Source organism: Bacteroides intestinalis DSM 17393, assembly GCF_000172175.1.
Taxonomy (GTDB): Bacteria; Bacteroidota; Bacteroidia; order Bacteroidales; family Bacteroidaceae; genus Bacteroides; species Bacteroides intestinalis.
The window spans coordinates 296,302-311,446 of the sequence record NZ_ABJL02000007.1; the positions used below are offsets into that span (position 1 = coordinate 296,302).

General features: G+C 38.3%; 10 protein-coding genes. 3 read left to right on the forward strand and 7 right to left on the reverse strand.

All coding sequences use genetic code 11. The features are described 5' to 3' along the window. Nucleotides 1-2: 2 nt before the first annotated feature. Both BACINT_RS05170 and BACINT_RS05175 read right to left on the reverse strand, forming a co-directional pair. The gene (locus BACINT_RS05170) at nucleotides 3-1,331 is read right to left on the reverse strand and encodes an NHL repeat-containing protein (protein WP_227073008.1); all 1,329 of its coding nucleotides are present in this window, start codon (nucleotides 1,329-1,331) and stop codon (nucleotides 3-5) included. 367 nt (nucleotides 1,332-1,698) lie between these two features. Beyond that, complete coding sequence (locus BACINT_RS05175) at nucleotides 1,699-5,565, reverse strand: hybrid sensor histidine kinase/response regulator transcription factor (RefSeq protein ID WP_007661142.1); 3,867 nt, start codon at nucleotides 5,563-5,565, stop codon at nucleotides 1,699-1,701. Between the two features lie 109 nt (nucleotides 5,566-5,674). Between BACINT_RS05175 and BACINT_RS05180 the strand changes: the two genes are divergently transcribed. Continuing rightward, a complete protein-coding gene (locus tag BACINT_RS05180) occupies nucleotides 5,675-7,357 on the forward strand; it encodes a SulP family inorganic anion transporter (protein WP_007661143.1) in 1,683 nt (560 codons plus the stop codon). Between the two features lie 65 nt (nucleotides 7,358-7,422). Here BACINT_RS05180 and BACINT_RS05185 read toward each other — a convergent pair whose 3' ends face one another. The 3 genes from BACINT_RS05185 to BACINT_RS05195 form a co-directional block, all read right to left on the reverse strand. Next, nucleotides 7,423-7,932 carry a flavin reductase family protein gene (locus BACINT_RS05185; RefSeq protein ID WP_044154878.1) on the reverse strand — a complete coding sequence of 170 codons (510 nt, stop codon included), beginning with the start codon at nucleotides 7,930-7,932 and terminating at the stop codon, nucleotides 7,423-7,425. A 282-nt stretch (nucleotides 7,933-8,214) separates the two neighbouring features. After that, a complete protein-coding gene (locus tag BACINT_RS05190; RefSeq protein ID WP_007661145.1) occupies nucleotides 8,215-8,988 on the reverse strand; it encodes a radical SAM protein in 774 nt (257 codons plus the stop codon). A gap of 92 nt (nucleotides 8,989-9,080) precedes the next feature. Next, nucleotides 9,081-11,087: a helix-hairpin-helix domain-containing protein gene (locus BACINT_RS05195; RefSeq protein WP_007661146.1), complete on the reverse strand. Its 2,007-nt coding sequence runs from the start codon at nucleotides 11,085-11,087 to the stop codon at nucleotides 9,081-9,083. 108 nt (nucleotides 11,088-11,195) lie between these two features. Between BACINT_RS05195 and BACINT_RS05200 the strand changes: the two genes are divergently transcribed. Next, nucleotides 11,196-11,795, forward strand: coding sequence for a DUF4294 domain-containing protein (locus BACINT_RS05200; RefSeq protein WP_007661149.1), 600 nt, complete (start codon nucleotides 11,196-11,198; stop codon nucleotides 11,793-11,795). Between the two features lie 167 nt (nucleotides 11,796-11,962). On the opposite strand, the gene BACINT_RS05205 is transcribed toward BACINT_RS05200, so the two are convergent. After that, on the reverse strand, nucleotides 11,963-12,490 hold the full coding sequence (locus tag BACINT_RS05205; RefSeq protein ID WP_007661150.1) for an RNA methyltransferase: 528 nt from the start codon (nucleotides 12,488-12,490) through the stop codon (nucleotides 11,963-11,965). A 534-nt stretch (nucleotides 12,491-13,024) separates the two neighbouring features. Between BACINT_RS05205 and nadA the strand changes: the two genes are divergently transcribed. After that, on the forward strand, nucleotides 13,025-14,044 hold the full coding sequence (gene nadA, locus BACINT_RS05210; RefSeq protein WP_167507420.1) for a quinolinate synthase NadA: 1,020 nt from the start codon (nucleotides 13,025-13,027) through the stop codon (nucleotides 14,042-14,044). Between the two features lie 148 nt (nucleotides 14,045-14,192). Here the strand turns inward: nadA and BACINT_RS05215 are convergent, their stop codons facing one another. Next, the gene (locus BACINT_RS05215) at nucleotides 14,193-15,098 is read right to left on the reverse strand and encodes a sugar phosphate isomerase/epimerase family protein (protein WP_007661153.1); all 906 of its coding nucleotides are present in this window, start codon (nucleotides 15,096-15,098) and stop codon (nucleotides 14,193-14,195) included. Nucleotides 15,099-15,145 lie beyond the last annotated feature (47 nt).

Here is a 15,145-nt window from a genome sequence, read left to right on the forward strand (position 1 = left end):
TTTTATTCAATTGTCATTTTCCGGATTGCCTTTGAAGATTCTTCACCAATGAAGAAGTTCTCTTCCGAATCCAAAGCAATACACAATGGATTATCAAACAATGCATCCGTAGGGAATCCGTTAAGTCTTCCTGACCGATCGGGAGCTCCCGCTACCAAAGAAACAAGCCTTCCTTTGATTTTCACAATGCAATGGCTATTTTTGCAACATACATAGAGTTCACCGTTACTATTCACCGCCATTCCGCAAGGTTCTTTCAATACGGCATCGGTCAATCTATCTCCAAAAGCTGTAGCCAACCATCCCGGTTGGAAGCCGGCATAGCGTTCCACTTGCCATGCGCCCGAAGTATCTTTCCATATCTTCACAATGCCATTACTCTCAGGATAAGAAGCGAAAAAACACTTATCGTATTTACTATAAGTCAGATAATGCCTCCACTGGCTGGTATTCACTCCATCAAAAGCCGGGTAATCTGATGTAGCAAATAACTTTGTATAACCTTTATCTTCCAAATCTATTTCATAAAGACCATCACCGGACATTGCATACAAATAGCGGTCATCTTCGGCATAAGCCAATGCCCCCTGGCAATCGCCTTGGAAAGGTATTGTGAGACCAAGAGAGTTTAAAATCCATCCATCCGCACGGGTAGCTGTGTATAAAGCACCTCCACTACGGGGCATGATGCTCACTTTTTCTCTTGAACTATCAACTGCAACAGCACCCATATAACCAATATTAATCAGACGAATCACCGTATTATCCTCTAATGACACAAAATAGGTACGGTCGCCCCATCCTCCTCCAACGAAAATGAAATTATCACTCTTTTGTCCTGCAACAGCTACAATTCCTGTACACTCATTCATTCGGAATTCTTCTATTTTACTGTCATCTGACGATGTCCATCCGTCTTCACCAAATTTTCCCAATATTGTTTTCACAGATTGAGTTTGATAATACTTAAACTTCACATTGTCAGAGGTGTACCTTTTACCTTCCACTTCCAATGTTATCTCGTTATAGCCGGGCAACTGCTTGGGGATAAGCCCATACAATTCATTTCCGTTGTTGTTTACTATAACCGCTTCCTTGTCGGCAAAGAAAACTTTGACTTTTCCGGTCGTGTCAACCGGAAAGTTTCCTTTGATAATAAAAGAATCGTTGATTCTTCCCCAGTCGGGTGACATGGATTTTAACTCAATAGGCTTGCTCGAATCATAATAGTTGCCTATTTCAGGCCATTTCTCAATTACTTCTTCGCCATTGCAACTTGCGAACAAAATACTTAAGAAAAGAAAAACAAAATAAAGCTTGTTGTTCTTCATAATATATAAGTAGTGGGGTTCTATGCTTTTCATTACTAATAGTAGTCATTGGTACCAGCCCCCCTTTAAATACCAAAGCTACGTAAAACTCATTGCAGATTACCGAAAGTGATATGTATCGTTACGGTTATCTCTGATTTTACAATCTTTACATAAATAGCTGACTTAACCGTCATCATCATACATACATTTCATAAGATTAACTTGATTAGATTTAACATTACAATAACTCCATCGACATACATTCCGTACATCGATACACAAAGCTACAGAAGTGTACCCAATACACTTTTAGATATTAGATATATAATTTTAGATATTAGATAATCTATACTACAAACGATAAAAAATAGGAAAAAGAAGTAAATTAGACCTCTGTAGGAGACTTACCAAAGTACTTTTTAAATACCGTACTAAAGTAACTGATACTGGAATAACCACAAAGTTCGCTAACTTCCGTGATGGTGTATTTATGAGATTGGAGTAATTCTAAAGCTCGGTTTAAACGAATGGATTTAATAAACTCAATAGGTGATTGACCTGTCAATGCTTTTATTTTTTTATATAATAGTGAACCGCTCACATGCATTTCCATAGCAAAGCTTTCTTTGTCAAAATCCAGATTTTGCATATTATTATGAATTACTTCCACGGCTTTTTTCACAAACTGATCATTAAGCTCATTCGCCAAAATAACCTGTTGCTCATCATTCTCCGGTTTTATCAATTTCAAAGCTTTCTCTCTGACAATTTCCCTGTTTCGCATAAGGGACTTTATCCGTTGCTCCAAAAGTGATATATCAAAAGGCTTTGTGATATAATCTTCTGCCCCCAGACCTAAACCTTCCAATTGGTCACTTTTATCACAAAGTGAAGTTAACAGGATTACCGGAATATGCGAAGTTTCAAAAGTAGATTTAATCAATTTACATAACTCAAACCCATCCATATCAGGCATCATCACATCCGAAATAGTCAATTCAGGAGATTCTTTCTGAAGCAATTCCCATGCTTCATTGCCATTGCCAGCCTCTAAAATGTAATATTGATTTTCAAAAGAACACTTCAGGAAGTTCCGCAAATCCTTATTATCATCTACGATTAATATAGATTTCTTCTTTCCGGATCTATCATCTTCCTGTTTATATTCCGACTGATCAGACGGACCATCGGCAGATATGATATTACCCAGTTCTTCATGTCCAACAGGTGCAACTTCAACCACTTCTTTATAAGGGATGTTTATTTTGAATAAAGAACCTTCATTCTCCTTACTTTCAAGCGAGACTTTTCCCTCATGCATCAAAACGTAATTTTTCACCAACAACAGGCCTATCCCGGAACCTACCATGCGTGAATTAACCTTATTATCTCCCCTATAAAACTCTTTGAACAACTTTTTCTGAGCATTATCCGAGATACCCAATCCATAATCTCTTACCTCCAAGCTCCAATAGTACTCATTACAATTCAATGTAAGCTCCACTTTACCATTCGTATGGGAATATTTGATTGCATTAGATATCAAATTATCAACGACTTTCTCTATTTTCAATTCATCGACAGCTGACATATAAGATTCCTTGTTAGAGACAAACTCTAATATAACATTCTTTTTCCCTGCTGTAGACTTGAACATCGTTTTCCGCCTATATACCAAATTAACAATATCAACCATTACCAAAAACAGTTGTCCTTTTCCCATATCTACTTTCTGGAAATCCAGAAGTTGGGTTGCAACATTAGATAAGCGTTCAGACTGTTCCATAGCCAGATTCAGATAATAATGTCCTTTCTCTGACAATTCTTCCTCTTTATTCAATTCCTGAATAGGTGCATTTATCAGCGTTATCGATGTACGAAGATCATGAGCAGTATTTGTGAAAAAACGAATTTTATCTTCGGCATGGCGCTGTTTTAAACGATTTATATAGAATTTAAGCACAAAGAATGTAGTACTCATTATAATAATGAATATCACCAGGCGGAACCACCACGTCTGCCAGTAAAGCGGAATAACGTGTATATCCAATGTACGTTCATCAACTATCTGAGAAAGTGAATTATTGTACATTCTTACTTTAAGCCGGAAATTACCATTAGGAATATTGGTATAAGTAATTATTTGCTGACTGGAAGGATGTGACCACTCCACATCAAGACCTTCCATTTTCCATGAAAATTTTATTTCTTTGGAAGAAACACCAATAGGCAATACCTCAAGCGTCAGAGTATTCTGATCATATTTGAATGAAATATCAGTTTGCTTATTTACCGGGATTCCACGCAACAAATCCTGATTTTCTCTGATAGAACTACCGGAAATATTGATATTCTGGAAATAAATCTGCCCGTTGAGCTGGGTATGATATAACTTATCTGGATTAAACATTACCGCTCCATTATTGGTACCCCACATCAATTCGCCATTGCGTAATTTGCAGCTGGCATTCACATTGAACGAAGCACTGGAAAGAGCCAAAGTGGAATAATAAGTATGTACCGTACTGTCGGCAGGATTATAGCGACACAATCCATTTTCCGTTCCTAACCATAGATACCCATTATCATACATAACACTGTTAACATAATTAGATGGCAATCCGGATTCCACTGTTATTTTATGAGTTTCACGATTCGTATAATTATAGTGTAGCAATCCGTCTCCGGAAGTAGCCACCCAAATATCATCCTCCATTACTAAAATATCTTGTGCAAGGCATTCTGGTAAAAAAGATATTTGCCCTGTTTCTTTGTCTAACAAAAGCACAGAATAAGTACAGGCCAACAACATTTTTCCTGGAGAAAACTCCATAAACGTACGCATGGGCTGTGCACCATACGTATGAAAACGTTTTTCTTTCGTCAAATAACATATTACATCTTGGATACCCCCAATCCAAATATCACCCTCGCTATCCTTATATATATTCATTATGAATTTACCATCAGACTTCAAATCCGATGTATTCCGTGGATAATGAACCAATTCTTTTCCGGTATTCCGATCTAAAACATAAAATCCGGATGAGAACGACCCCGCCCAGATGTTTCCTTCATTATCTTCACATAATGCCAGAAATACCTGTGCCTGTGCCTGTTTATTCTGATAATAAATATCCCATTCATTAGTGGCTACTCTCCACCTGCTTATCCCATTATTCGTAGCAAACCAGATATCTCCTTTGCTATCTTCAAGTATCTTGTTTACATTATCATTCCCTAAAGAATTCGGATTATTAACCTGATGGGTAATTTGATTAATTAATGGAGACTTCCAGTCGAAAAAAGAAAGTCCACCTGTATAGGTAGCGACCCATACTCTTTGCTTACCGTCACAATAAATATCATAAACTCCATCCCCGCGAAGAGAGAAAGGATTATCAATATCTTCTTTCAGAATGTTCAGAACCGTTTTTTTATCCTTATCCAATTCCCATACTCCCTGCCCGTCAATCCCAACCAATAATGTTGAATCAGAACTTTCCGTTATCACTCCGATTGGCTGTTTTGGAAAATCAGAAAATGGCAATAACGATTTTTTTTTCATGTCCAGATAAAAAAGACCGTCAGTAGAAGTCCCTATCCATAAAACCTCTCCTTTATTATCATAAAAAAGACTGCTTATCTGAAAAGTATTATTTATTTCATATACACTTTTTTGTTCCAATGTATTCATATTCAGCAAACTAATGCTATCCTGATGTGTTACAAGCAAATGTGTCTGATCATAAGGTACTATACTCTGTGTCATGATTTGTTTCTCGCCTATTTGGGAAAACATTCCATTCTTATATTTACACAATCCTCCGGAAGTGGGAATCCAGAGAGCCTGTTCATCATCAATAACAACTTTGCCTACACTTAAATAAGAATTTTTTAATGAAACCCTAAGATCCAGAAATAAATCAAACCGGTCATACAGTTCATTATAATGAAAGAATTGGCCATTATTCGTATATGCTATTAAAAACGAATTATTATAGGCCAGCTTGACATTAATGATATTGGCTGTTTTATAAGGAAGCTGATAGATGCGATAATCACTTTCCGTAATTCTCAATATACCCGTTTTAGAAGAAGCCCAAATAAAACCATTCTCATCTTTGCAGACAGAAGCCATCTCCCGCATGGAAATTCCATACATCGTATTAATATTATAAAACTTCACATCCGAAGCATATATATTAAAAATAGAAAGGAAAAGAAAGAATATAAGCAGTCGTGATTTCATAATATTACAGTTAGCTGTTGCAAATATAATATATTTGAAAGCAATCAACCAATATATGCATTATTTTGTCTAATTTTGCACCTCGTTTCACAAAAAGTACAGATTATTTATGAAAGCGTTCGAATTCAAACCAAAGCTATTCACGGCTTTGAAGAACTACTCGAAAGAATTATTCATGGCAGACCTGATGGCCGGTATCATAGTAGGTATCGTTGCTCTCCCGCTTGCCATTGCATTTGGTATTGCATCCGGTGTATCACCCGAGAAAGGTATTATCACGGCAATCATTGCCGGATTTATTATCTCCATGTTGGGAGGTAGCAAAGTACAGATCGGTGGTCCTACAGGAGCTTTTATCGTTATTATTTACGGCATTATCCAGCAATACGGAGAAGCGGGATTGATTGTTGCCACGCTAATGGCGGGAATCATTCTTATTCTGTTAGGGATATTCAAGTTGGGTGCCGTAATTAAGTTTATCCCTTATCCTATCATCGTAGGATTTACCAGTGGTATTGCTGTCACTATTTTCACCACCCAAATAGCTGATATTTTCGGACTTAGTTTCGGTGGTGAAAAGGTTCCCGGAGATTTTGTCGGGAAATGGATGATTTATTTCCAGCATTTCGACACCATTAACTGGTGGAATACGATTGTCAGCATTGTAAGTATTGTAATTATTGCCATAACCCCGAAATTCTCAAAGAAGATACCGGGATCGCTGATTGCTATCATTGTAGTAACAGTAGCGGTATATTTGATGAAGACTTATGCCGGAATCAACTGTATAGATACCATTGGTGACCGTTTCAGCATCAAAGCGGAACTGCCGGACGCAGTAATGCCTTCACTGAACTGGGAAGCTATTCAGGACTTATTCCCTGTAGCCATTACCATTGCAGTATTAGGAGCCATCGAATCACTGCTTTCTGCCACGGTAGCAGATGGTGTTATCGGTGACAAGCATGATTCCAATACGGAATTGATAGCACAAGGAGCTGCCAATCTAATAACACCTTTATTTGGTGGTATTCCTGCCACCGGTGCTATTGCACGTACAATGGCCAATATAAACAATGGTGGTAAAACCCCTGTTGCAGGTATGATACATGCAATGGTGCTTTTGCTTATCCTTCTATTCCTTATGCCTTTGGCACAATATATTCCAATGGCATGTCTGGCAGGTGTACTCGTAATAGTCTCTTATAATATGAGTGGATGGCGTACGTTCAAGGCATTGCTGAAGAATCCGAAATCAGATGTCACTGTATTGCTGATTACCTTCTTCCTGACAGTAATTTTCGACTTAACCATCGCTATTGAAGTGGGTCTTGTCATAGCTTGTGTACTTTTCATGCATCGCGTTATGGAAACCACTGAAATTTCTGTTATTAAAGATGAGATAAATCTGAATGAAGAATCTGCCAGCAAAGAAGAAGAAGAAAACTTGTCCATCCCTAAGGGTGTGGAAGTATATGAAATAAACGGTCCTTACTTCTTTGGTATTGCCACTAAATTTGAGGAAATCATGTCCAGACTGGGAGACCGTCCTAAAGTGCGCATTATACGTATGAGGAAAGTACCTTTCATCGATTCAACAGGTATTCACAATCTAACCAATCTTTGCCAGATGGCGCAACGGGAGAAGACAACAATCGTACTTTCCGGTGTGAATGAAAAAGTACACAAAGCGTTGGAAAAATCCGGTTTCTATGAGCTTCTGGGTGAAAAGAATATCTGCCCGAATATCAATGTGGCATTGGAAAGATCGAAAGAATTATTGAATGAGTAAAACAAGGTAATAATATAAAGGAGGGAATGAAAAAATCATTCCCTCCTTTATATTATTAAAGATATTTATTCTCTCATCCATGCTCCAGTAATCTCTGCTACATAAATATGATGTAAACCGCCATGGGCACCACCATACCATTGCTTACAAACACTTGGATCAATGAAACAATCTTCTTTCATTACATTCGTATAGAGCTTACGGCATTCCATACTGAGACGTCCTTGTTCAAAAAGAATATTTCCTTTTTCAGTAATAACCGGTTTCAGTCCCGTCTCTTTTACCTTGTCTACTTCCCTACCCGACTTGCTTCCACATATCTTATGGATAGCTCTATTCTCTTCTCCCAGGAAAGAAAGCGTGAAGTATTCACTCTTCTCAATAAACTCAAACGTGTAACGTTCCGGACGGATAAAGATATAGACCACTGGTTTGTTCCATAGGAAGCCTATACCACCCCAACTGGCAGTCATCGTATTGAAATGATCTTTATTACCTGCCGTCACTAGCATCCATTCTTTACCAATAACTTCAAAGAAGTTCTCTGAAAGGTCTTTAATTGCAATAGGTTTCATTGTATGCATATTATAAAATTATTCACTTTAATATTTCTGATAAATTCCATACTTGTACATGACGTATATCTTCTCTTGAAGACCAATAGTTTCGATTATAATCGAAACTAATCCGTTACTTTATATAGTCTTAATTCAAACGCTTATTACTCCATTATTTCCCGTTTGCAGGATCTATATACCCAATATATTGGATATATAGATGGGACGCGCTGGATATATAGATGGGACACATTGGATATATAGACCCAATACGTTGGATATATAGCTCCTGTAAACCGCTTAATAAGAAACACTAACCGGAAGACCTTCTTCTTTAATTAAAGAAGCAATGCGGTCCAGTTCTTCATGAGTAGCCTTACAAAGATCATGATCAGGTGTTTCACGATCAATGGTATAAATCATCACCTGGTGGGGTTTTATCTCTTTCACAACCTCCAGCCACGGAAGAACGTACTTATCCGAAGTATTATCCACGTCTTTCCCTTGATAACTGCCTTTCATGAACATGGTCTGAATAATGCAGTTTCCTTGAAAAGCTTTCATATGTTCTATGATTTCGTCTATGGAATAATGCCCTGTAGGACGATCCACAGTATGAATATAATCCTCGTCTACCGTATCAAGTTTCAATATGTTGTTATCTATCTTATTCAGCGCATCAAACACTGCAGGGCGGTGAATAAAGGTGGAATTACTCAATACACTGACTTTGGCATTCGGGAAATACTTATCACGAAGCATCAACGTATCTTCTATGATTTCAGGAAAATGCGGATGAGCTGTAGGCTCACCATTTCCGGCAAAGGTCAATACATCCGGTTGAGGTCCGTTCTGTTGCATATCTTGCAATCTGGCTTCAAGAGCATCGCGAACCTCTTCGCGGGTAGGCAATGCTTTCTTGGGACGATGGTCTGCATTGAAACCGCATTCACAATAAATGCAGTCGAATGAACACACCTTACCATCTTCCGGCAACAAGTTAATCCCTAAGGATACTCCCAAACGGCGGGAATGAACAGGACCGAAAATGGGAGACGGATAAATTACAGTCATTTTATTTACTATTTGACAATTGACGATTCAAATTACTGAATTACTATAAAAAACAAATACAGTATTTTCAGCGTTTATAACGGCAAAGTTAACTAAATCTTTATACGAAGTTGCATTTGTAAGTCGGCTTTTTTGTTTCCTTGTATCAGGTCGTTACCCGAACCAATATTTTCACGATCTTCGTAGATAGTCTGCCCGAATTTAACAAGGAACATAAAAACTTTGTTCACATCATACCGGACACAAGCAGAAAAACGAAATCCTTGCCCATAAAACGAAGGTGTATAAAAGGTATAAAGCAATCCTTTTTCAGAAGCATAAATACGGGAATCGTAATCATCCGTATGGAAATAAGTACCCTGCACAGATATCTTTATAGGAAAAGAAAAAGCATACGAGCAGGATTGTGTAAACTGATATCCCTGGCTTCCCTCCTGCCCCTGCGAATGAAAATGATTATAATCCACCGTTGTTCGTAACTGTAGATGATCCGGTGAATAAGTCAGTCGGTAACGAAGACTATGCTGATAAGTAGGAAGGATAACTTTTCCATCCGTACCCGCCACATCTCTCTCTTTTCGCTTATAGCGATAATTAACATACATAGATAAATTTCGCTTAGGAGAATAGAGTGATTGAAACATACCATCCACACCTTGCGACGGTTTACTGATGCGGTATTTCCACCAGGGAAAAGAAAATAAATCCAAAGAAGCGAAGAACTTCCAATGTGCCAAAGGCGATGCTTCGGTAGCCAGATACCAACCATTTTCATTTTGCGGTGCACTACTTTCACCAAACGAACGTGCAAACATTGCCCAGTAATCATGGCTATAATATCTATGAACAATCAGCAGTTGATAACCGGTTAATATGTTATATTTCAACTGGTTCAACAGTGAATAACCTTGTTTACCCATAGCTGCTTCACCTGTCAGAGTAAATCGATTCCAACGATATTTATAATCTACCCCCACATTATGAAAGTAATTCCCTTGCAGATTATACTTGGCATAGGTTCTTAATACCGGTTGATAACTACGGTTGAAAAAGTAGTAAATACCTGTCATTCCTACTTTTAGATTGTTCTTTTCATAGGTAATATTTCCACCCATCAACTGTAAAGTGAAAGCATTTACTTTATCTGCTTCCTTCTCCGTACGATGCAATCCGGTTTTATAAATAGAGGTAATTTCATTCCCTTCTATGACTCCATCCATAGAACGATGTGAATAAAAACCGGATAACTGAAGTGCAGGGATAACCTCCACTGTTGCCGCAGCACCCCTGAAATAATTATATTCATCCGTAGAACTATGCTTCCGGATACCACTATTACGGTTATCCACCGTTGAGAGAGAATAAGTTTTCCCTAAACGGAAATCAGTGCTGACTACCAACCCTTGCCCGAAACTTAATCTGTAATTTCCCAATGCCAACGTTTTCAACTTACCCAGATTACGAAGCAGAAAGTAAATAGAATAATAATCATATCCTTTTTCATTATGCAAGGCAAAGAAAGGTTCTCCTGCATCCTTTTCTGCTGTAACTCCCATTTGGAGGTAATCTCCATAACGATACCCATATCTCAGAGAATGATACATTGCAGGTCCCAAATAATTTTTCTGATAACCTTTACGGATATAAAAGGGCACATCCAGCCGGGTTAATACCTCCTGCTTACCATATTTCAACAGACTTTTCAACCGGGGAAAACCTTTCTTTTCCGCAACAGGATGCACACAAACAAAAGGGAGTAGCAAGTCAATGGTATGCTTATCCATTTCTTCCACCAATTGCAGTTCATAAATAGTTTGCATCTGCCCGTGTATATACACATAAGCCAAGATATTTTCAATTTGAATATCCGAAAGAAAAGAAAATTGCTCTAATTCATGTTTAGTAGTAACATTAATATTAACAGGTTCGTGCAAACGATCGGAAAGCTCTTCAAGCTCATCTTCCCAATTCTTTTCTTCCTCATCCATAGAGAGTTGCTCTATGTTCTCTTCCCATAGGGACACACTTGTATTTTGGGCTTCAAGTACAGGAGTCATCAACAGCATACTCAGAAAAACTCCCAACTTGAGTAATTTCATTCGTGTAAATAAGTTTAATTGTCGCGAAATTACCATAAATAAGTTAACAAGGCAAGGAAAACATCGACAATCAAACCAAATATAAAGATAAACACTTAATTTTGTGGCATGAACGCACGGCTGAACATATTCATTATCGTAGTCTTCCTTCTGTTCGGAACTTCCCTATGCCAGGCACAGGAAACGAAAACCGAAGGATACCTGGTTCCTATGTGCATTTACGAAGGAGACACTATCCCGTATATAAAGATACCTACCGTTTATATTTTCAAACCTCTCAAATTCAAGAACAAAAAACAGTTGAATGAATATAACCGACTGGTATATAACGTAAAGAAGGTATTGCCTATCTCCAAAGAAATCAACCGCGCAGTTATTGAAACTTACGAATATATGATGACTTTACCTGATGAGAAAAGCCGTCAGAAACACATGAAAGCGGTAGAAAAAAGCCTGAAAGAACAATATACTCCACGCATGAAAAAGCTTTCTTTCTCTCAAGGAAAGTTATTAATCAAGTTAGTGGACCGCCAAACCAATTCCACGGGTTACGAACTGGTAAAAGCCTTCATGGGACCTTTTAAAGCAGGTTTCTATCAGACTTTCGCCGCACTGTTCGGTGCCAGTCTGAAAAAACAATATGACCCTACTGGAGATGATGCGCTTACCGAACGGGTTATTCTGTTGGTAGAAAGCGGACAGCTCTAATAATGTTAAGAACATTGTTAGTAATGAAAAACAGTCATTATAGAAAACCATGTATTTCAAACACTTATCTATGTTGAAAACTTCTATGAACCATTGTTCATTTCTCTATCGATAAGGACATGATGACCACTGTTTGAACAGGGTTCAAACAACTTATCAACACCTTGTTATTTCAGTTTCTTAAATAAATCCCAGATAACGATACCGGCAGTTACAGATACGTTCAATGAGTGTTTCGTACCATATTGGGGTATCTCAATACATCCATCAGAATGGTCAATAACCTCCTGCTGAACTCCTTTCACCTCATTGCCCATAACTACTGCATACTTTTTAGTACGGTCTAAAGACAACTCATCCAACATGATACTGCCTTCCGCCTGCTCTACGGAATAAACAGTATATCCTTCCTTTTTAAGGTTATCAACAGCTTCAACACAGTTATCAACATACTTCCAGTCGACAGTGAATTCAGCACCTAAAGCTGTTTTATGCATCTCAGGATGGGGCGGAGTAGCTGTAATGCCACACAGGTAGATACATTCCACCCGGAAAGCATCCGAAGTACGAAATACAGAACCAATGTTATGAAGACTGCGGATATTATCCAATACCACCATCAGAGGCAGCTTCTCAGCTTCCTTAAACTCCTCTATACTAATACGATTCAGTTCTGTTATTTTCAGTTTACGCATGACAACTATACTCTTTAAATAGCTTTTATTAATAGATTGATTTACAAAGACTTGTTTAACACAAGTGTTTTATTTGCACCACACTTGTGTTTCATTTATACAACACAAGCATTACAGACAAGCCACACAAGTGTAGAACAAACAACGTACTTATACGTTATCTTTTTATTCCTGTTGCAAAGATACTTCTTTCCGTTCACATCCCTGTTAATAACCGTTGAAAAGCTGTCAAAAGAGTAGGGAAAGAAATTCAAAAATAATTCTTGCAATATTCAAAACAACGTATATGCATCCACCGAAATGAACATTCCAAAAAAGTTAAGAGAAACTTTCTGAGGTTATATAAACACATTTTTCAGCCCTATTACACCGGTTTATAACCATAAAGTTATTAACTTTGCACTTTATCAACAAGGTGTTGAAAGAGTTTTATAGATGGCTTATTATCAAGAGATATACCTTTTATTTGCCCGTTGATAACGTACGAATAAAGTTTTATCTCATACTAATAACTTCTCCGGCAAGAAAAATCGTATTTACTTGTCGACACTATTAACAGCCTATCATCACCATCAAAGGATTTTTAAATTAGAAAGAGAAATAAAAAATATAATTATGAATAATCTCATAGAAGCTATCAAGCAACTTAAAAAGGAGAAGAACGCGATTATTCTGGGGCACTATTACCAGAAGGGGGAAATACAGGATATAGCCGATTACGTCGGCGATAGTCTGGCATTAGCTCAATGGGCAGCTAAAACGGAAGCGGATATCATTGTGATGTGCGGTGTTCACTTTATGGGTGAAACAGCCAAAGTGCTTTGTCCGAATAAGAAAGTGCTGGTTCCTGATATGGCAGCCGGTTGTTCGTTGGCGGACAGTTGTCCGGCGGACAAGTTCAGTCAGTTTGTCAAAGAGCATCCCGGATATACGGTGATATCTTACGTGAATACGACAGCTGCCGTGAAAGCAGTGACAGATGTTGTGGTAACTTCTACCAATGCGAAGCAGATCGTGGAAAGTTTCCCCAAAGATGAGAAAATAATCTTTGGTCCTGACAGAAATCTGGGGAATTATATTAACTCTATCACGGGGCGCAATATGTTATTATGGGACGGCGCATGCCATGTACACGAACAATTCTCGGTTGAAAAGATTGTTGAATTAAAAGCGCAGCATCCCGATGCAGTGGTCTTGGCACATCCCGAATGTAAGAGTGTAGTTTTGAAGTTGGCTGATGTGGTAGGTTCAACCGCAGCATTGCTGAAGTATGCAGTGAATCATCCCGAGAAAGAGTATATTGTTGCTACCGAATCGGGCATCCTTCATGAGATGCAGAAGAAATGTCCGCAAACGACGTTTATTCCGGCTCCTCCTAACGATAGTACCTGTGCCTGCAATGAATGTAGCTTCATGAGATTAAATACGCTGGAAAAGCTTTATAATTGCTTGAAAGACGAATCTCCGGAAATAATAGTAGATCCTGAAATTGCCGAGAAAGCAGTGAAGCCTATCAAGAGGATGCTGGAGATTTCGGCAAAACTAGGGCTTTAATAAACTTTGGTTGTATGAATTATTAGCTACGCTTATATTCTGTTAAAGTCGTATGAAATGACAATAAGGGTGTATCAAGATAAATGATACGCCCTTATTGTTTTCACCATCCCATTGAGGAATATTTTCAAATAAATAATTTTCCTGTTTATTTGCAATACGATGCTTTTACAAAGGGAGCTTCAAGTAAATAGTCTAGGCTTTGCTTTACACTTTCTTCTACAGGACAACTGTATTGTTCGATCTCTGCCACTAAATGGTGCACACCTGCTTTATCTGTATTTTTAAAAATAGCATCGTAACCTACCATACCGCTTTGCCCTATTTCGCGGTGGTCTTTAATGTGGAGCATTGTGAAGCGTCCGGGATATTTATTGAAGTAATCTACCGGGCTGTTATCTCCACGCACTACCCAGTAAACGTCCATTTGGAAGAATACATATTCGGGGTTGGTGTGTTGCAGCATATAATCCAGCATTATTTCCTTGTCTTCTACTTTTTGGAATTCGTGAGCATGGTTGTGGTAACCGTATTTCAGTCCGGCAGCATTACAACGCTTGCCCACTTCATTGTAATAATCACAGTAGGTCTGCAATTCTTTCAAAGTCTTGGGTACGCCAAGCCATGGAGTGACAATGTATTCCATACCGGCAGCTTTGTGATCAGCTATACATTGATCCCACCATGCCAGAGCTTCCGTAAAGTCACCTGAAGATAATTCCTTGTCCGACAAGCCGTGCGATGTGTGTGAGGAAAGTACTTTCATTCCATTGGTCTCTACCATTTGTTTAAACTCTTGGGGCGTCTTGCCATAGAATTTTCCATCATTGTAGTTAGCAGCTTCCACACTGGTATAACCCATATCTGCCAAGTCTTTCAGAATTTTGTTGAGGTCTCCGCCATTGTTTATCAAATCTCTCACGGAATAGAGTTGTATGGCGACTTCTTTTTTTTCTTTTTCCTTCTTTTGGGGGGATTGGGGTGTGGTACATGCTTGTGGCACAGTCAGACAGAAGGTTGTCAGCACTGTAAGTAAATAATTCTTCATTATCATGTTTGTTAATTTTTCATGGATTATATTGGATAAATGCCTGCAACGAG

What these genes read in the sequence shown, in the direction of transcription:
- BACINT_RS05180 (WP_007661143.1), top strand. Translation starts at nt 5,675, where the DNA reads ATGAAAGCGTTCGAATTCAAACCAAAGCTATTCACGGCTTTGAAGAAC.
- BACINT_RS05215 (WP_007661153.1), bottom strand. Translation starts at nt 15,098, where the DNA reads ATGATAATGAAGAATTATTTACTTACAGTGCTGACAACCTTCTGTCTG.
- BACINT_RS05170 (WP_227073008.1), bottom strand. Translation starts at nt 1,331, where the DNA reads ATGAAGAACAACAAGCTTTATTTTGTTTTTCTTTTCTTAAGTATTTTG.
- BACINT_RS05185 (WP_044154878.1), bottom strand. Translation starts at nt 7,932, where the DNA reads ATGAAACCTATTGCAATTAAAGACCTTTCAGAGAACTTCTTTGAAGTT.
- BACINT_RS05205 (WP_007661150.1), bottom strand. Translation starts at nt 12,490, where the DNA reads ATGCGTAAACTGAAAATAACAGAACTGAATCGTATTAGTATAGAGGAG.
- BACINT_RS05200 (WP_007661149.1), top strand. Translation starts at nt 11,196, where the DNA reads ATGAACGCACGGCTGAACATATTCATTATCGTAGTCTTCCTTCTGTTC.
- BACINT_RS05195 (WP_007661146.1), bottom strand. Translation starts at nt 11,087, where the DNA reads ATGAAATTACTCAAGTTGGGAGTTTTTCTGAGTATGCTGTTGATGACT.
- BACINT_RS05190 (WP_007661145.1), bottom strand. Translation starts at nt 8,988, where the DNA reads ATGACTGTAATTTATCCGTCTCCCATTTTCGGTCCTGTTCATTCCCGC.
- BACINT_RS05175 (WP_007661142.1), bottom strand. Translation starts at nt 5,565, where the DNA reads ATGAAATCACGACTGCTTATATTCTTTCTTTTCCTTTCTATTTTTAAT.